The sequence below is a fragment of the Streptomyces sp. Ag82_O1-12 genome, from assembly GCF_900182715.1.
GTDB classification, from domain to species: domain Bacteria; phylum Actinomycetota; class Actinomycetes; order Streptomycetales; family Streptomycetaceae; genus Streptomyces; species Streptomyces massasporeus.
In genome coordinates, this window is record NZ_FXUW01000001.1 from 4,020,373 (window position 1) to 4,036,213 (window position 15,841).

The following is a 15,841-nucleotide window of genomic DNA, read 5'->3' on the forward strand; positions in this document are numbered from 1 at the left end:
CCCATGAGCCCCGCAGACGGCGACCGTGACCCGCAGCGCATCCTGATCGTCGACGACGAGCCGGCCGTACGCGAGGCGCTCCAGCGCAGTCTCGCGTTCGAGGGGTACGGGACCGAGGTCGCCGTCGACGGCGCCGACGCGCTCGACAAGGCGGCGGCCTACCGGCCCGACCTGGTCGTCCTCGACATCCAGATGCCGCGCATGGACGGTCTGACGGCGGCGCGCCGCATCCGCGCCACGGGCGACACCACGCCGATCCTGATGCTCACGGCCCGTGACACGGTCGGCGACCGCGTCACCGGGCTCGACGCGGGCGCCGACGACTACCTGGTCAAGCCCTTCGAACTCGACGAACTCTTCGCCCGCATCCGCGCGCTGCTGCGCCGCAGCTCCTACGCGGCGGCCGTGGGCGCGTCCGACCCGGCCGACGAGGACGCGCTCACCTTCGCCGACCTGCGCATGGACCTCGCGACGCGGGAGGTCACGCGGGGCGGGCGCCAGGTGGAGCTGACCCGCACGGAGTTCACGCTCCTGGAGATGTTCCTGGCACACCCGCGCCAGGTCCTCACCCGCGAGCAGATCCTCAAGGCCGTCTGGGGCTTCGACTTCGAGCCGTCGTCGAACTCCCTCGACGTGTACGTGATGTACCTGCGCCGCAAGACCGAGGCGGGCGGCGAGCCGCGCCTCGTGCACACGGTGCGGGGTGTCGGCTATGTGCTGCGGCAGGGCGGCGCGGAGTGAGTTCCTGGCTGCGCGGGGCCGTACGGCGCTTCCGCTCCCTGCCGATCCGCTCCCGACTGGCGCTGCTGGTGGCGGCGGCGGTGGCGTTCGCGGTGGCGGCGGTGTCGGTGACGTGCTGGTTCATCGTGCAGGGGAAGTTGTACGACGAGATCGACAACGACCTGAAGTCCTCGGTCGGGCCCCTGCGTTCGGGAGAGTTCCAAGAACTCACGGGCAGTTGCCGTCAGACGCCTTCCGACTCGCTGGGCATGGGGGCGCGGCCCAAGACCTACGGGCAGCTGGTCCACGCCGACGGCAAGGTGTGTCTCTTCCCGACGTCGACGACCCAGGTGCAGGTCACCGGCGACGACAAGGCCGTCGCCAAGAACCCCGACCCGAACCAGGGCCACATCCGCGACGGCACGGACGACGAGGGCAACAAGCTGCGCGTCCTGACGACGGCGGTCCTCATCAAGGACGGGCCTCTGACCCAGGGCGTGGCCGCCGACTACTCCCTCGTCATCGCCCTGCCGCTCAAGGGAACCCAGTCCACGCTCAACGAGCTGGCCCTGATCCTCCTCCTGGTCTCCGGCGTCGGAGTGCTCGGCGCCGGAGCCGCCGGCCTGGCCGTCGCCCGGGCCGGGCTGCGCCCCGTGGACAAGCTGACCGACGCCGTCGAGCACGTGGCGCGCACCGAGGATCTGAACATCCGCATCCCCGTGGAGGACGACAGCGAGGACGAGATCGCCCGCCTGTCCCGCTCCTTCAACGCCATGACCTCCGCCCTGGCCAGCTCCAGGGAGCTGCAGCAACAGCTCATCGCCGACGCCGGCCACGAGCTCCGCACCCCTCTCACCTCCCTTCGCACCAACATCGAACTCCTCACCCGCAGCGAGGAGACGGGCCGCCCCATCCCCGAAGCGGACCGCAAGGCGCTCCTGGCCTCGGTGAAGGCGCAGATGACGGAACTGGCCGCGCTCATCGGCGACCTCCAGGAACTGTCCCGCCCGGACACGGGCCAGCACGCGGGCCGGACACAGATCGTCGCCTGGCAGGACACGGTCGAGTCGGCGCTGCGGCGGGCCCGGCTGCGGGGCCCGGAGCTCACGATCACGGCGGATGTCCAGCCGTGGTTCGTCCGTGCGGAACCCTCCGCCCTGGAACGGGCGGTGGTCAACATCCTGGACAACGCTGTGAAGTTCAGTCCGGAGGGCGGCACGGTCGAGGTCCGCCTGCTCGACGGTGTCCTCACGGTCCGCGACCACGGCCCGGGCATCCCCGCCGACGAACTCCCCTACGTCTTCGACCGCTTCTGGCGCTCCCCGAGCGCACGGGCGCTGCCCGGCTCGGGCCTGGGCCTGTCGATCGTGGCGCGTACGGTGCAGCAGGCCGGGGGCGAGGTCTCCTTGTCCCGGGCGGAGGGCGGCGGCACGGTGGCGACGGTACGACTGCCGGGGGCGGCTGTGCCGCCGCCCGAGGATCTGCCCTCGGCCTGATGGAGAGCGCGGGCCCCAACCGGGCTCAGTGGAAGCCGAGCATGCCTGGTGAGTCGATGTCGACGGTGACCACGCCGGGTGGATACTGCCGTTCGCGGTCCGTGAGCAGGATCGACATCCCTGTGAATTCAGCGCGCGGCAGGGCGCAGTACAGAGCGTGGCAGTTGTCCGGGCCACCGTAGCCGTCCCGGATCATGGTGCCGACGGTGACGGAGGCGGCCGTGTTGAGGCTGTCGACCACGACCGACGAGAAGCCGAGGACCCGCTGCGCGGCTCCCTCGTCCTGCGACTCCGCCTGCATGAGGCACAGGGCGGGGATCCGCAGAAGGTCGCCGGGGGTGCGTGCCATGTTCCCGGCGAGGAGGTTCAGGGTCTTGTGCCCCTGTGCAAGAGCCAGGGTGGCGCCGGTGTCCAGAATGATCACGCGGGGGCACCCCGCGCCGCACGGACCTTCTCCGCAGCGATGCGGTAGATGTTGCCGAGGATGTCAGGCGCCTCGTCGAACTCGACATCGCTGATGTCCACGCCGATCGTCTCCCGCACAACGCGGCGGTCCGCGGCGATCCGCTCGGCGACCTGCTCGGCTGTGGGCTGCTCAAGGGCGAGCTGCTCAACGAGCTGCCCCAGGGTCACCCCACGTTCCTTCGCGACCTGAGCGAGATGGTCGCGGGCCTGCCGTGACACCTGGATCGTCGTATTCTCTGCCATAGTCTCACCATAGCTGCGCCACAACCCTAGGGGGCCGGCCTGCTCCCGTTTTCACCCGCGAGTGCGGGTCGACCCCTCAGTCCTGACGCCGGCCAGGAACGCCCCCCAGCAACCTGCGGCGAACACGAGTACCGGGCCGTCGGGCCGCTTGCTGTCGCGGACCGGGACTATGCCGGGGTGGCCGTCGGCGACCTCCAGGCAGTTGTTGGCCCCGCCGTCGCTGTAGGTCGACTTGCGCCAGACGGCAGTGGTGAGATCGAGGGTGGGCATCATGATCCGTGCTCCTCCAGTACGTCCCTGATGAACGCCAGCGAGTCCGACGGGGACAACGCCAGATCCCTCAACCGATCGTAGGACAAGCAGTGGTCCAGGACTTCCTCCGGATCGTCCATCAACAGGCCAAAGCTATGACCCTCCGCGTAGGCCACTGCGCTGCTGTCCTTCTGCCACAGCAGCGTCAGAGACCCCTTGCCCATGAGGTGGTGGACTCCGGCAGAGAAAGGGAGCACCTGGATGTTGATGTTCGGCTGCTGCGCGACGGCTTCGATGCGTAGCAGCTGCCCCTTCCAGGTATCCGGGCTTGCCGAGGGGCGACGCAATGCCGACTCGTCGATGATGAACCGGGCGTCGGGTGCCGGATCCTTACTCAGCAGAAGCTGCCGCCCCATACGCGCGGCCACCTGTTCCTCGACTTCCTCGTTCCTGCCAGGTGTTGCCTGAGGGCCAGACAACACCTCCCGGGCGAACTCCTCCGTCTGCAGCAGTCCAGGCACGTTCGGCGTGTACACCCGCAGGAGACGCGCTGTCGCCTCCAGCGCCATGTACCGCTTGTACTTGTCCTTGAAGGCGTCGTACCGGGCGATCTTCCAGTGGCGGACCAGCAGGTCACCGCACCCGTAGTAGCTGTCAAGGTCCTCCATGACGGCCAGCTTGGACAGTCGCTCGCCCGACTCCAGGCGACTCAAGTAGCTCTTGTCGTAGCCGGTGTCCTCGGCCAACTGCCCCAGTGACTTGCCCTCCTTCTCCCGCAGGAACCTCAGCGTCCGCCCCAGAACGGCCCGCCCTCCGTCAACCACTTCGCTCACGTCACCCCTCACCGTTGCCTGGAGCGCCAGGCAACACCTGACCCCTTCCGCAGCGTACGCGCACCCCGTAACCATGAAGGCACGAACGGTGATCACCGCACGTCAACCCCCTGCCTGCCCCCGAAGGGACACCCATGCGCCTGCGCCTGCTCGCCGCCGGACTCTGCGAGTCACTCCTGCTCACCCTCGTGCGACTCCTGCTGCCCGCCCGAGGGCGGCATCGAGCAGCCGCGCCGCCGACCCTGCGGCCACTTCCCCCACGCCCCCTCCTCGTGGAGCCCCTCGTCATGGACACCCCCCTGGTCCGCCCCTACCTCCACCCCCTGGAGGTCCACGCATGAGGCTGCTCCCCTGGACCGGCGTCGACGGCAAACCCTGTTACCTCTCCACCGACGACCCCGGCAGCCTGCTCTCCCGGCTCGCCGACGACGTCGAGGCCGCTCAGCTCGCATCCGCCGAGACCGTACTCGTCGGCGCCAGAGCCGTACTGCACGACCCCAAGGCCGGTGAACGCGCCGTGCGTTTCGCGCTGACGAGGGCCGTGGAGTCCCTGGGAGACGTGCTGCGGATCGCGGTCAGCCGCAGGGGTGACACCCGATAAAGAGGGACATGCCACCCACCCAGCTGTCGATGTCCTGTCATACCCATCAGTAGCGCACACTCCTGCCTCTGTTCTGACATCTTCATCGCCGTCACAGAACGACAAGCAGGAGTGAGCCAACCCCCATGCGTCTCATTCGCAAGTCAACTGTCAGGAAATGCGGCGCTGTTGCCGCAACCACCGCCCTCGCCGTCACCGGTCTGCTCTCCGCCGCGGGGACCGCCGCCGCCGGGCCCGCCGGGGCCACCAACATCCGGGGTGTGGATCCCGGGGACACCGACCTGATGATCGAGCGGCTCTGCGGTCAGGAGACGAGCCTGACGGGCGTGTACGGCGCCCTCAACGTCGACACCGGTGAGTTCAAGACCCGGGACGAGTATCTGCGGGACGTCTTCGGGCTGTGGAAGCCCGCCGGGCCGTGGGAGCTGTTCCGCGGCTGGTGCGGCTACGCCGAGGCCTCGACCTGGTCGATCAAGGGCGACACCGTCCGCACGTCCCGGTGGATAGGCAACAAGGGATCCGCCGACGACAAGGAGACCTTCGTCAGCAGCTACAGCACCAAGACGTTCGCGAAGAAGAGCGTCGGCGGCTCCATCAGCCTCTCCCTCGCCAAGAGCATCTTCAGCGGAACCGTGGGCGGCAGCGCCGGCTACGAGTGGGGCTGGGAGAAGGAGTCCAGGTTCGAGACCCGGAGCGAGAAGACCATTCCGCCCTGTCGGCAGGTGGCTGTCACCTGGACGCCGTACCAGCGCGTGGTGCGCGTCAACCCGATCTTCCACGTCGAGGACTACCAGTGGGACAAGGGGGACGGGGAGCGGACCGTGCACAGCTGGCGGGACCGGGGCTACCAGACCGTCTACTCCCACGGGTACTACATCGACGGGATCTCCGACAAGCTCCTGCCGAGCGGCCAGCCGGACGGCCGTGAGGACAAGATCGAGGAGAAGCTCGATCCCAAGTCCTGCGCGCAGTAGGGCAGATACCCCGGCAACCTTTCCGTGTGGGGCGACGACTGATCGGCGGTCATTCCCCCACACGGAACGGATCGCCGCATGAGTGAGCCGCGCAGCACAGCCCAGCACCGCCGTCGCAGAAGCCGTACCGCCCTGGCGGTCGGGGTCCCCCTGGCCCTGACCGCCGCCGGCACCTTCGCCTACGGCACCGACCTCGGCGTCCTCGGCAGCAGTGTCCAGCAGGCCTCCGCCGCCGCCCCCGCCTGGGCAGCCGACACCGCCGACGGGTTCGCCTCCGTCAACTCCCTCGGGCAGAACGGGACGTACGGCGGGCGGGGCGGGGAGACCGTCACCGTCAAAACGCTCGCCGATCTGGAGAAGTACGCGACCGCGGCAGAGCCCTACGTCATCGTCGTCGCCGGAACCATCACGATGAATCCGGTCGGCAAAGAGATCAAGGTCAAGTCCGACAAGACCATCGTGGGGCAGGGAACCGCCGGGCACATCGTCGGCGGCGGGTTCTTCCTCGGCCAGGGCGTGCACAACGTGATCATCCGGAACCTGACCATCCGGGACGCGTACCAGGGCATCTGGAACGACAAAGATCATGATTTCGACGCGGTCCAGATGGACGGCGCCCACCACGTGTGGATCGATCACAACGATCTGCGGCACATGGCCGACGGGCTCATCGACGTCCGCAAGGACTCGACGAACGTCACCGTCTCCTGGAACAAGCTGAGCGACAACAACAAGACCTTCGGCATCGGCTGGACCGAGAACGTCAAGACCGACATCACGATCCACCACAACTGGATCCGCGAGACCGAGCAGCGCAACCCTTCCACGGACAACGCCGCGCACGCGCACCTCTACAACAACTTCCTGGAGGACGCCCCCAACACGAGCATCGGCTCGTCGTACGGGAACTACTCGCGCGGCTCGACCAGGATGGTGCTGGAGAACTCCTACTTCCAGGGCATCAAGAACCCGGTGATCAAGGACAGCGGCGCCACGATCGTGCAGCGCGGCAACGTCTTCTCCGGCACCAGCGGACGCAACGAGAGCGGCGGGAGCGCCTTCGACCCGAAGGCATACTACTCCTACAGCCTCGACAAGGCCGCCGATCTGCCGTCCCTCCTGAAGTCCGGTGTCGGGCCGCGTGGTTCGATCGGCACCGCCGCCGTCTCCACCAGGGCCGCGGCCGCCACCACCCTCACCGTCGCCCAGGACGGCAGCGGCCAGTACCGCACCGTGCAGGCCGCGGTGAACGCCGTACCGGCGAACAACCCCTCGCGCGTCGTGATCGCCGTGAAGCCGGGGACGTACCGGGAACTGGTGAAGGTGCCCTCCAACAAGCCGCACGTCACCATCCAGGGCACCGGCGGCAGCCGCAAGGACACGACGATCGTCTACAACAACGCGGCCGGTACGCCGAAGCCCGGGGGCGGCACGTACGGCACGGGCGGCAGCGCCACCGTCGCCGTCGAGGCCGACGACTTCCAGGCGCGCAACCTGACCATCTCCAACGACTTCGACGAGAAGGCCAACCAGTCGCTCGACGGGCACCAGGCCGTCGCCCTGCGGACCGCCGCCGACAAGGTGTTCCTGGACGGGATCATCGCCAGCGGGGACCAGGACACGCTGCTGCTCGACACCGCCGCCAAGGACAAGCTCGGGCGGGTCTACGTCAGCAATTCCTACGTCATCGGCAACGTCGACTTCATCTTCGGCCGGGCCACAGCCGTCGTCGACAAGTCCGTCATCACGCTGAAGAAGCGCTGGAACGGCACGTCGGCCGGATACATCGCCGCGCCCAGCACCGCGGCGAACCGCAAGGGCTTCCTGATCGCCAACTCCACGGTGAACGGCGATGTGTCGGCCGGGAGCTTCTACCTCGGCCGGCCCTGGCACGCCGGCGGGGACGCGTCCCTCGACCCGCAGACCACCGTCCGCAACACCGGTCTCAGCAACGCGATCAAGTCTGCCCCGTGGACCGACATGAGCGGGTTCTCCTGGAAGGACGACCGGTTCGCGGAGTACAAGAACTCCGGCGCGGGCGCGGGGTCGGCGAGCTCGGAGCGGCCGCATCTGACCGACGCGCAGGCCGCGAACCAGGAGGTCGCGGACTGGCTCGCGGGCTGGACGCCTTCGGCGTCCTGAAGGGCTCCCTTCCGGGTCCGGCTGACGAGCGGCGCCGGACCCGGAAGGGTCACCATCGTGATCCCGTGGGGGACTCTTACCGGTTCCTACTGCTTCCAGGCGTGGTGCAGCCGGTCCAGGCCGCTCTGGTTGTTCACCGTCAGGCTGAGGTTCGTGCCCGTGCCCTGGAGCGTGGTGAGCGAGTAGGTGTCACCGTTGCGCAGGCCGGGCCAGTAGACCGAGCCCAGGCCCAGTTCCCGGATCGTGTCGGTCGCGGCCTGGATGTACGCGATCTCGTTGGAGGTGCCCGCCGGGCCGTTGTAGTCCAGGCCGGTGGTCATGGAGGCGCCGAACTCGTCGAGGATCGTGCGTGAGGCGCAGTCGCCTATGCGGCTCTTGAAGTCGGCCTTCCACTGGTCGGGGCTGGTCCAGTCGGTGTGCCAGAAGCCGTAGTTGTGCAGGGCCAGGCGCGTGCCCTTCAGGCGCGGGTCGGCGCAGACCGGCTTGACGTCCTCGCTGTACTTGTAGCCGCCGATCAGGATCCGGTCGCGCGGCACGTCGCGGTGGGTGCTCACCCACTTCGCGGCGATGTCCGTCCACTCCTGGGCGGTGTAGCCGAACGGCTCGTTCATCGGCTCGAAGTACACCTTGGAGTCGCGGGCGTAGGCGGAGGTGATCCGCGCCCACATCCGGTTCCAGGAGGCCTGGTTGTCGATCTTGCCGTCCTTGGCGTTGTCGGCCTCCCAGTAGCCCAGGATGACCTTGAAGCCCTTGGCGGTGGCGGCGTCGATCGCGCCCCGGTACGACTTCCAGAACGGGCCGTTCACGGAGGTCGGGTTGACCGGGAGGCGGACGGTGTTGGCGCCCAGCTTGGAGAATCCGCCGATGATCGCCTTGGACTTGGCGTAGGTGGTGGCGTAGCTGTCGGCGGTGGACAGGCCCGAGGGCACGACCGCGTCATGGGCGTAGTTGTCGCGCGGGTCGGCCCAGTTGACGCCCTTGAAGTCGCTGACGGGCGGCGGGGTGGCGGGACGGTGGGCGGGAGAGGCGGCCGCGGGGGAGGCGAGCGCTCCACCGAATGCCGTGACGCAGGCCAGCAGCGCCCCCACGCAAGCTGTCCCGCGATGGTTCCTTTGAGACACGACATCCCCTTCTGAGCATGTGCGAAGGTGAGCGGCCCGCAGTCGGACCGCCCAGTGGAGCACGAAACTAGAAGGAGACTCGAACAGAGGTCAACACATCTGCACACAAAGTTTCAGCCACGAGGGGGCCGTCGAGGCGTTCAGGAAGACTTCTCCCCGTCCGAGGACGACGACGACATGTCCTCCAGGTTCTTGCGGGCCTTGTCCGAGAGCTGCTTCTTCCCGGCCAGCACCTCGCGGTAGTACTGCGCCCCTCCGACCTGGCCCATCGGGAAGTCCTGCTCGAACTCCTCCGCCTCGTGGTAAGGGTCGCCCTGCTTGGTCAGCGCACTGCGCATGGCCTTGCCGGCCCCCGGGAACCTGCGCTCCTCGGACTGGGTCATGATCCCGTAGAGCATGGTGGCGGCGCGCCGCTGCGTCGCGTCCATGCTGGCGAGGATCTCCTCGTCCAGTTCCGTGCCGCTGCGCGCGGCCTGCGCCACCAGCGGCAGGTGCTCGGCGTCGAGGGCCCTGACCAGTTCGTCGTAGGTGGTTCCGAGGCTCTCGCTCCCCGGGTGCTGGTGCTTCACGTTCGACGTGATGTACGGGCCGGCGCCTCGCCCCTTGTTCACCGTGTAGGCGCCGAAGGGGCTGTCGGCCTGACCGAGGGCGGGCGCCGCCTGCCCCCGCTTCTCCGCACGCTCGTTCGCCCTGCGCAACCGGCTCAGCCCGTCCATGGGCTTCTCCTCGGCCGGGCCCTCGCCGTTGTCGCCGCCCCGGGGCATGCGCTGCACGGCCACGAAGGCGGCGTTGCCGGCGCTGCCCTGGAGGGACCGGGCCGCGTCCGGGGTCATCCGCCCTCCGGCCGCCAGCCGGGCCGCCCGCGGGTCGGCCTCGTGCGGCCGCAGCGGGGGCCGGTGCGCGTGCCCGTCCCGCGCGTCCGCCTCCGATTCCTGGGACCGGCCCTGCCTACGCATCCGCATCACCCTCATCTCGGTCCGGTACGCCGCCATTGTCCGGGCGCCCCGGATCCCGGACAGCGGCCGCGAGGACAGACTTTCGGGCAAACCCGGCCGCTCGGGAGGCAGGGGCATGACTGAGCAGCTTGCGGGCGGGGGCGGTCTGAGCCGTTGCGGGCAGGGGGCGGCCCGAGCACCTCGCGGGTCGGACCCGGCCCCCTCGGGGAGTCACCGCCCGACCGTCAGCCCCGACCCCGACACCCGCACCCGGATGCCGTCCTTCTCCACCCGAACGTCCCGCAACCGCACGTTGCCCTGGTCCGGCTCGGGCAGTTCGAACGCCAGGGACAGCCGGTCGGCCAGGACCGGGCGGGTCAGGCCCGACAGGGAGTCGAGCAGGTTGGGGTCCAGGCCCAGACGGCGCATGACGTCGGGGTTCTCCAGGGCCAGGTCGATGAGGTTGAGGCCGGCGGCCTGGCGGGCGAAACGCGGGGAGCCGGTCAGCTCGGCGAGCTTGCCGTCGTCGGCCAGCGCCCCGCGCACGGTCGCCTCGGGCACGCCCATTCGCTGCACGATGGCCGGCACCGACAGCAGCGCCTTGGCCTTGCGAGTCTCCCGGGCGAGGTCGGCGGTGCCCTTGGGCGTCAGGTGCAGGCCCTCCGAGGGGCGGGTGCCGGGCCGGTAGGTGGCCAGATCGCCGATGTCCAAGCGCATCTTGCCGATCTCGGTGGCGATCCCCCGCTCGCCCTGCCGCTGGATCCGGGCCTCGGCGCGCAGCCGCAGGTTGTGCCCGGCGACCGGCAGGGTGCCGTTCGCCCGGACCCGGTCGCGGCCCTCGCCGGTGAACGTCACCTGGGAGGCGCCGAGTTCGCGGTTGAGGTCGGCGAAGGTGAGCTGGACGTCCCCGTCGAAGCGGGGGACGTGGGCGCCGCGCACGGAGGTGAGACCGTCGGCGTTCAGCGTCACGTCGTGGGCCGTGGCCGACACCTTGGCCAGGGAGACCCGGTCGGCGGCGACGTCCGGGACGGTCACCTTCACCGAGTCCAGCCGCTTGTCGGCGAGTTGGGTGAGGAAGGGGAAACCGCCGATCTCCACCTCGGGCGCCGCCGCCAGGTCGAGGCGGTCCTTGAGGGTGTCGGCGGCCCGGTGCTCGGCGTACAGCACGGCCCAGCGGTCGCCGAGCCCGGCGAACGAGGTGAGGACGACCAGGCCGACCACCGCCTTCACCGCGAGCGGCAAGCCAGCGAATCGATTCTTCCTGCGCCGCTTGCCGCCGCGGCGGTGGTCCGGCGGGGCCCAGGCGTCCTCGGCGCCCGCATCGCGTTCCTCCGTGAGGAACTCATCCAGAGGGGTCTCCTCCAGAGGCCCGTCATCGAGGGCGGCGAGCTCCTCGTACGGGTTCGGACGGGGATGCGCATCTAGGTGGTGGGGGGTACGCATCGATCCATCCGATCATGCGTACCTCCCCCACCCGCAACCTGAACCCCGGGTATGCGACCTACTTCACGATGGTGATGCGGTCCGCCTTCGGCGGGGCGATCGGGTTCGACGCCGAGGAGTTGGCCGTCAGGTACTGCTCCAGAGCGGTCAGGTCGTCGCTGCCGACCACGTCGTTCGTGCCCTGGCCGAGGGTCGGGAAGCCGTCGCCGCCGCCCGCGAGGAAGCTGTTCGTCGCGACGCGGTAGGTGGCCGCCGGGTCGATGGCCGCGCCGTTCAGCCTGATGCTGTCCGTGACCACCCGGTCGGCGCCGGACTTGGTGAGGTCCAGCGTGTAGGTCAGGCCGGACGAGACCTGGAGGACCTTCGGGGCCGCCGCGTTCGGGCCGGACACCTGCTCCTTGAGCGCCTGGATGACCTGCGCGCCCGTGAAGTCCTGGAGGTTCACCGTGTTCGCGAACGGCTGGACCGTGAAGCCCTCGGCGTAGGTGACGACGCCGTCGCCCTCACCGGCCTTGGCCGCGTAGGTCAGCGGGGCGCGGATACCGCCCGGGTTCATCAGCGCCAGGTCGGTCTCCGGGTCGAGCTGCTTGCCGTGGGCGAGCTGCGCGTCGGCGATGAGGTCGCCGAGCGGGGACTCGCTGCCGGTGTTGCCGATGTCGCCGGAGATGTAGCCGATCGGCTTGTTGCCGATGGGCGCGGCCAGGGTGTTCCACTTGCTGATCAGCTCGGTCATGTCGGGCGCCTTGGGGACGTCCCGGGTGACCACGCGGTTCGCGGACTTGACCGCCGTACGGGCGATGTCGCCGGTCCTGCGGTCGTAGGTCAGCGTGGTGTCGGTGTAGAGACGGCCGAAGGACGCGGCCGAGGTGACCATGCGGGGCTTGCCCGCCGGGTCGGCGATGCTGCACACGTACGCGTTGTGGGTGTGGCCGGTGACAAGCGCGTCCACCTGCGGCGTGACGTTCTTGGCGATGTCGACGATCGGGCCGGAGATGCCGTCGCCCGCGCCCGGGGAGTCACAGTCGTAGTTGTACGACGTCGACGCCGGGAAGCCGCCCTCGTGGAGAAGCGCGACGATCGACTTCACGCCCTGCTTCTGCAGCACCTTGGCGTACTTGTTGATCGTCTCGACCTCGTCCTTGAAGGACAGGCCCTTGACGCCCTCGGCGGAGACGATGTCCGGGGTGCCCTCCAGAGTCACGCCGATGAAACCGACCTTGACGCCGTTCTTCTTCCACACCCAGTAGGGCTTGAGGATCGGCTTCTTCGTCTTCTCGTCGAGGACGTTGGCGGCCAGGTAGGGGAAGTCGGCGCCCTTGAACTTCTTGTCCGCGTAGCAGCCGTCCTTCGGGTGGCAGCCGCCGTTCTGCAGACGGGCCAGCTCCTTGGCGCCCTCGTCGAACTCGTGGTTGCCGACGGAGGTGACGTCGAGGTCGAGCTTGTTCAGCGCCTCGATGGTCGGCTCGTCGTGGAACAGCCCCGAGATCAGCGGGGAGGCGCCGACCATGTCGCCGCCGGCCGCCGTGATGGAGTACTTCTCGCCCTTGCGGGCCTGCCGCAGATGCGTGGCGAGGTACTCGACACCACCGGCGTCGATGGTCTTCGTCGTGCCGTCGGGCTGCGTCTCGGTGACCCGGCCGGAGGAACCGGCGGGCGGCTCCAGGTTGCCGTGCAGGTCGTTGAACGACAGCAGTTGCACGTCCTGGTAGCGGCCGTGCCCGTGCCCGCCCTTGCGGTGCTCCTCGCCGGCGCTGGCCGAACCGGGCAGCGCCGCGGCGGCCAGCGCGCCGACGGTGACGACACCGGCGGTGAGAGCGACGAAACGGTTCGTACGACGTCTGCGGCGCTCCTGGTGCGCCGAAGCCGGTGAAGTGGCTGGCATACGCCCCCCTGTGGGTCTGCTGTCGGTTCTGTTCGGACGGTGTTGCCGTCCGGCGCAGCCTAGAGTCAACGCGCGTAGCGCGACAGGTGTTTCGTGGTTACATCCTGGTTGCTTCTTTGCCGCCGATTTGCCGGTGGCGCCCCGTACCCTCGTACGCATGACCAGCGACGACACCGTACGGCCCGGACGCCCCCGCTCGATCGAGACCCTTGCCGCGCTCTCCGCCGAGCAGACCGAGGCCGTACTCGGACTGCTCGACGAGGCGGCCGGGACCGACGGGCAGCAGGCGGTGTCCGAACAGGGCCGGTTGCAGTTGCGCGGCGGGGAGCGGGAGGGCGTGTCCCATCTGCTGCTGACCGCCGGCGGGGAACTTGTCGGTTATGCCCAGCTGGAGGACACGGACCTGGTGGAGCCGCCGGCCGCCGAGCTGGTCGTGCACCCCGGGCACCGCGGGCACGGGCACGGGCGGGCGCTCGGCTCGGCGCTGCTGGCGGCCTCAGGCAAGCGGCTGCGGGTGTGGGCGCACGGCGGGCACTCCGCCGCCCGGCATCTCGCACAGGTCCTCGGCCTGACCCTCTTCCGTGAACTGCGCCAGATGCGGCGGTCGTTGACCGACTTCGACGCACCCGAGCCGGTGCTCCCCGAGGGCGTCACGGTCCGCGCCTTCGTCCCCGGCAAGGACGACGCGGCCTGGCTCGCGGTGAACGCCGCCGCCTTCGCCCACCACCCCGAGCAGGGTTCCCTCACCCAGCGCGACCTCGACGACCGCAAGGCCGAGCCGTGGTTCGACCCCGAGGGGTTCTTCCTCGCCTTCCGCGGCGACGAACTCGTGGGCTTCCACTGGACGAAGGTGCACGCCGAGGAGGGCCTGGGCGAGGTCTACGTCCTCGGCGTCGGCCCCGGCGCGCAGGGCGGCGGCCTCGGCAAGTCCCTGACCACGATCGGGCTGCGGCACCTCGCGGGACGCGGGCTGCCCACGGCGATGCTGTACGTCGACGCCGACAACAAGGCGGCGGTGTCGGTGTACGAGCGGCTGGGGTTCGTCACGCACGAGGTGGATCTGATGTACCGGACGGAGACCTGACGGCTCCGGGCGAGGCCGGGACCGGTCAGCCGGCGGATCAGTGCGCGGTGAGTCCGCCGTCGACGACGAACTCCGCCCCGGTGACGAACGAGGACTCGTCGCCGGCCAGGAACAGCATCGTGGGTGCGATCTCCTCGGGGCGGCCGGCCCGCCGCATCGGGGTCCGCGCGATATCGGGCTGCTGATCCCCCTCCGCGTCGAGGATCTCCTGGATCATCGGGGTTGCGATGACGCCCGGGTGCACGGAGTTCACGCGGACACCCCGAGTCGCGTACTCCACTGCGGCGGTCTTGGTGAGCAGGCGTACCGCGCCCTTGGACGCCTGGTACGCGGCGGCGGCCCCGCTGCCGATCAGCCCCAGGACGGACGAGGTATTGATCACCGAGCCGTTGCCGCCGGCGCGCAGCAACGGCATGGCCGCCTTCATGCCCAGCCAGGTCCCTGTCTGGTTGACCGCGATCACCCGGTCCCACGCCTGACGATCGGTGCCTTCGACACCGGGCCAGTCCACGACGCCCGCGATGTTCACCAGTACGTCCAGCCGCCCGAAGTGCTGCTCGACCTGGGCGATGGCCTCGCCCCACTGCTGTTGCGAGGACACGTCCAGACCGATGCCCACGGCCTCGGCGCCGCCGCTGCGCAGCCGTGCCGCGAGGTCCGCCGCGGCCTCGGCGGCAACGTCGGTGACCAGGAGCCGCGCTCCTTCGCGGGCGAACAACTCCGCGGTGGCCCGGCCGATGCCCCCTGTCGCGCCGGTGATCAGCGCTGTCCTTCCTGCCAGTCGTCCCGTCATGGCGGTGCTCATCTCGCTCATCTCGCGTCCCTGTCTCGTGTGCTGGTGTGTCGCGCGTACTGGGGTGTGTCGTCTGCTGGTTCAGAGCGCGGTGAAGCCGCCGTCCGCGGCGACCACGGCTCCCGTGACGAAGCTCGAGCGCGGTGACGCGAGGAAGCACAGGACCTCGGCGATCTCCGCGGGTTGTGCCACCCGTCCCAAGGGCTGCGCGCCGGCGAAGGAAGCCAGGTACGCCCGGCTGTCGGAGCGGAACGTGTCCAGGAAATCGGTCTCGACGACGCCCGCGGCGACGAGGTTGGCGCGGATGCCCAGCGGCCCGCCCTCGACGGCGAGCACCTTGGTCAGCTGGGCCAGAGCGCCCTTGGACGCGCTGTAGGCGGCGCCTTCGGGCAAGGCGACCGTGCACGTGTAGGAGCCGGTGCCGACGATGGCTCCGCCGCCCCGGACCTTCATGGCCCGGAAGGCTTCGCGGGCGAAGAAGAAGGACCCGCGGGCGTTGACCGCCATCACCGCGTCCCAGTCCTCGGCGGTGGTGTCGGTGACGGGCTTGTTCAGGGTGATCCCGGCGTTGTTCACGAGGATGTCCAGCCCGCCGAAGGCGTCCACGGCGGTCCGCACGGCCTGGACGGCGGTCTCCTCACGCGTCACGTCGCCGGTCACCGCCAGGACACCGGGAAACGCTTCCGGCAGGCTCTCGGTCTCGGGACGCACGTCGACGGCGACGACATGGGCGCCGCGCTCGTGCAGCAGCGCCACCGTCTCCCTGCCCACGCCCCGTGCGCTCCCGGTGACGAGAGCGACCTTCCCGGCGAATTCGGCGGTCTGGCCGTCGCCGTCGGCGGTCCCGGTCATGGCGG

The 15,841-nt window shown here is 69.6% G+C and carries 17 protein-coding genes; 7 read left to right on the forward strand and 10 right to left on the reverse strand.

The annotated features are described in order from the left end of the window. Positions 1-3 precede the first annotated feature (3 nt). Complete coding sequence (locus QOL88_RS18430; RefSeq protein WP_097217463.1) at positions 4-741, forward strand: response regulator transcription factor; 738 nt, start codon at positions 4-6, stop codon at positions 739-741. 8 nt (positions 742-749) lie between these two features. Beyond that, positions 750-2,216 (forward strand): sensor histidine kinase, encoded by a 1,467-nt coding sequence (locus QOL88_RS18435; RefSeq protein ID WP_097223067.1) that lies wholly within the window; start codon positions 750-752, stop codon positions 2,214-2,216. A 25-nt stretch (positions 2,217-2,241) separates the two neighbouring features. On the opposite strand, the gene QOL88_RS18440 is transcribed toward QOL88_RS18435, so the two are convergent. The 4 genes from QOL88_RS18440 to QOL88_RS18455 are packed head-to-tail and all read right to left on the reverse strand — an operon-like array spanning position 2,242 to position 4,105. Beyond that, positions 2,242-2,640, reverse strand: a complete 399-nt coding sequence (locus QOL88_RS18440) for a PIN domain-containing protein (RefSeq protein ID WP_097217465.1) — start codon at positions 2,638-2,640, stop codon at positions 2,242-2,244. Next, positions 2,637-2,924 (reverse strand): hypothetical protein, encoded by a 288-nt coding sequence (locus QOL88_RS18445; RefSeq protein ID WP_097217467.1) that lies wholly within the window; start codon positions 2,922-2,924, stop codon positions 2,637-2,639. The genes QOL88_RS18440 and QOL88_RS18445 overlap by 4 nt, the downstream gene beginning before the upstream one ends. A gap of 51 nt (positions 2,925-2,975) precedes the next feature. Then, the gene (locus tag QOL88_RS18450; protein ID WP_097217470.1) at positions 2,976-3,197 is read right to left on the reverse strand and encodes a DUF397 domain-containing protein; all 222 of its coding nucleotides are present in this window, start codon (positions 3,195-3,197) and stop codon (positions 2,976-2,978) included. Then, positions 3,194-4,105 (reverse strand): helix-turn-helix domain-containing protein, encoded by a 912-nt coding sequence (locus QOL88_RS18455; RefSeq protein ID WP_257027818.1) that lies wholly within the window; start codon positions 4,103-4,105, stop codon positions 3,194-3,196. Before QOL88_RS18455 ends, QOL88_RS18450 begins: the two co-directional genes overlap by 4 nt. A gap of 38 nt (positions 4,106-4,143) precedes the next feature. On the opposite strand from QOL88_RS18455, the gene QOL88_RS18460 reads away from it, so the two are divergent. The 4 genes from QOL88_RS18460 (at position 4,144) to QOL88_RS18475 (ending at position 7,726) form a co-directional block, all read left to right on the forward strand. Further along, complete coding sequence (locus tag QOL88_RS18460) at positions 4,144-4,350, forward strand: hypothetical protein (RefSeq protein WP_143668869.1); 207 nt, start codon at positions 4,144-4,146, stop codon at positions 4,348-4,350. Next, positions 4,347-4,610, forward strand: coding sequence for a hypothetical protein (locus QOL88_RS18465; RefSeq protein WP_097217472.1), 264 nt, complete (start codon positions 4,347-4,349; stop codon positions 4,608-4,610). Before QOL88_RS18460 ends, QOL88_RS18465 begins: the two co-directional genes overlap by 4 nt. Before the next feature lie 125 nt (positions 4,611-4,735). Next, positions 4,736-5,584, forward strand: coding sequence for a hypothetical protein (locus QOL88_RS18470; protein WP_097217474.1), 849 nt, complete (start codon positions 4,736-4,738; stop codon positions 5,582-5,584). Positions 5,585-5,662: 78 nt separating this feature from the next. Then, a complete protein-coding gene (locus QOL88_RS18475) occupies positions 5,663-7,726 on the forward strand; it encodes a pectinesterase family protein (protein ID WP_097217475.1) in 2,064 nt (687 codons plus the stop codon). 86 nt (positions 7,727-7,812) lie between these two features. On the opposite strand, the gene QOL88_RS18480 is transcribed toward QOL88_RS18475, so the two are convergent. The 4 genes from QOL88_RS18480 to QOL88_RS18495 form a co-directional block, all read right to left on the reverse strand. Further along, positions 7,813-8,847: a glycoside hydrolase family 5 protein gene (locus tag QOL88_RS18480; RefSeq protein ID WP_097217478.1), complete on the reverse strand. Its 1,035-nt coding sequence runs from the start codon at positions 8,845-8,847 to the stop codon at positions 7,813-7,815. Between the two features lie 140 nt (positions 8,848-8,987). After that, a complete protein-coding gene (locus QOL88_RS18485; protein WP_143668870.1) occupies positions 8,988-9,803 on the reverse strand; it encodes a hypothetical protein in 816 nt (271 codons plus the stop codon). 210 nt (positions 9,804-10,013) lie between these two features. After that, on the reverse strand, positions 10,014-11,225 hold the full coding sequence (locus QOL88_RS18490; RefSeq protein WP_097217482.1) for an LmeA family phospholipid-binding protein: 1,212 nt from the start codon (positions 11,223-11,225) through the stop codon (positions 10,014-10,016). 58 nt (positions 11,226-11,283) lie between these two features. Then, entirely contained in the window at positions 11,284-13,107 is a 1,824-nt protein-coding gene (locus QOL88_RS18495; RefSeq protein WP_097217484.1) for a bifunctional metallophosphatase/5'-nucleotidase, read from the reverse strand. A 157-nt stretch (positions 13,108-13,264) separates the two neighbouring features. Here QOL88_RS18495 and mshD point away from each other — a divergent pair, with 157 nt between their 5' ends. After that, positions 13,265-14,191, forward strand: a complete 927-nt coding sequence (gene mshD, locus QOL88_RS18500; RefSeq protein WP_097217486.1) for a mycothiol synthase — start codon at positions 13,265-13,267, stop codon at positions 14,189-14,191. Between the two features lie 37 nt (positions 14,192-14,228). Here mshD and QOL88_RS18505 read toward each other — a convergent pair whose 3' ends face one another. Beyond that, positions 14,229-14,984, reverse strand: coding sequence for an SDR family NAD(P)-dependent oxidoreductase (locus QOL88_RS18505; RefSeq protein WP_097223069.1), 756 nt, complete (start codon positions 14,982-14,984; stop codon positions 14,229-14,231). Positions 14,985-15,065: 81 nt separating this feature from the next. After that, complete coding sequence (locus QOL88_RS18510) at positions 15,066-15,836, reverse strand: SDR family NAD(P)-dependent oxidoreductase (RefSeq protein ID WP_097217488.1); 771 nt, start codon at positions 15,834-15,836, stop codon at positions 15,066-15,068. Positions 15,837-15,841: the final 5 nt, after the last annotated feature.

Coding starts and splice junctions, on each gene's coding strand:
- QOL88_RS18430 (WP_097217463.1), top strand. CDS start 4: ATGAGCCCCGCAGACGGCGACCGTGACCCGCAGCGCATCCTGATCGTC.
- QOL88_RS18445 (WP_097217467.1), bottom strand. CDS start 2,924: ATGGCAGAGAATACGACGATCCAGGTGTCACGGCAGGCCCGCGACCAT.
- QOL88_RS18450 (WP_097217470.1), bottom strand. CDS start 3,197: ATGATGCCCACCCTCGATCTCACCACTGCCGTCTGGCGCAAGTCGACC.
- QOL88_RS18460 (WP_143668869.1), top strand. CDS start 4,144: ATGCGCCTGCGCCTGCTCGCCGCCGGACTCTGCGAGTCACTCCTGCTC.
- QOL88_RS18465 (WP_097217472.1), top strand. CDS start 4,347: ATGAGGCTGCTCCCCTGGACCGGCGTCGACGGCAAACCCTGTTACCTC.
- QOL88_RS18470 (WP_097217474.1), top strand. CDS start 4,736: ATGCGTCTCATTCGCAAGTCAACTGTCAGGAAATGCGGCGCTGTTGCC.
- QOL88_RS18475 (WP_097217475.1), top strand. CDS start 5,663: ATGAGTGAGCCGCGCAGCACAGCCCAGCACCGCCGTCGCAGAAGCCGT.
- QOL88_RS18485 (WP_143668870.1), bottom strand. CDS start 9,803: ATGCGTAGGCAGGGCCGGTCCCAGGAATCGGAGGCGGACGCGCGGGAC.
- QOL88_RS18490 (WP_097217482.1), bottom strand. CDS start 11,225: ATGCGTACCCCCCACCACCTAGATGCGCATCCCCGTCCGAACCCGTAC.
- QOL88_RS18495 (WP_097217484.1), bottom strand. CDS start 13,107: ATGCCAGCCACTTCACCGGCTTCGGCGCACCAGGAGCGCCGCAGACGT.
- mshD (WP_097217486.1), top strand. CDS start 13,265: ATGACCAGCGACGACACCGTACGGCCCGGACGCCCCCGCTCGATCGAG.
- QOL88_RS18505 (WP_097223069.1), bottom strand. CDS start 14,984: ATGACGGGACGACTGGCAGGAAGGACAGCGCTGATCACCGGCGCGACA.
- QOL88_RS18510 (WP_097217488.1), bottom strand. CDS start 15,836: ATGACCGGGACCGCCGACGGCGACGGCCAGACCGCCGAATTCGCCGGG.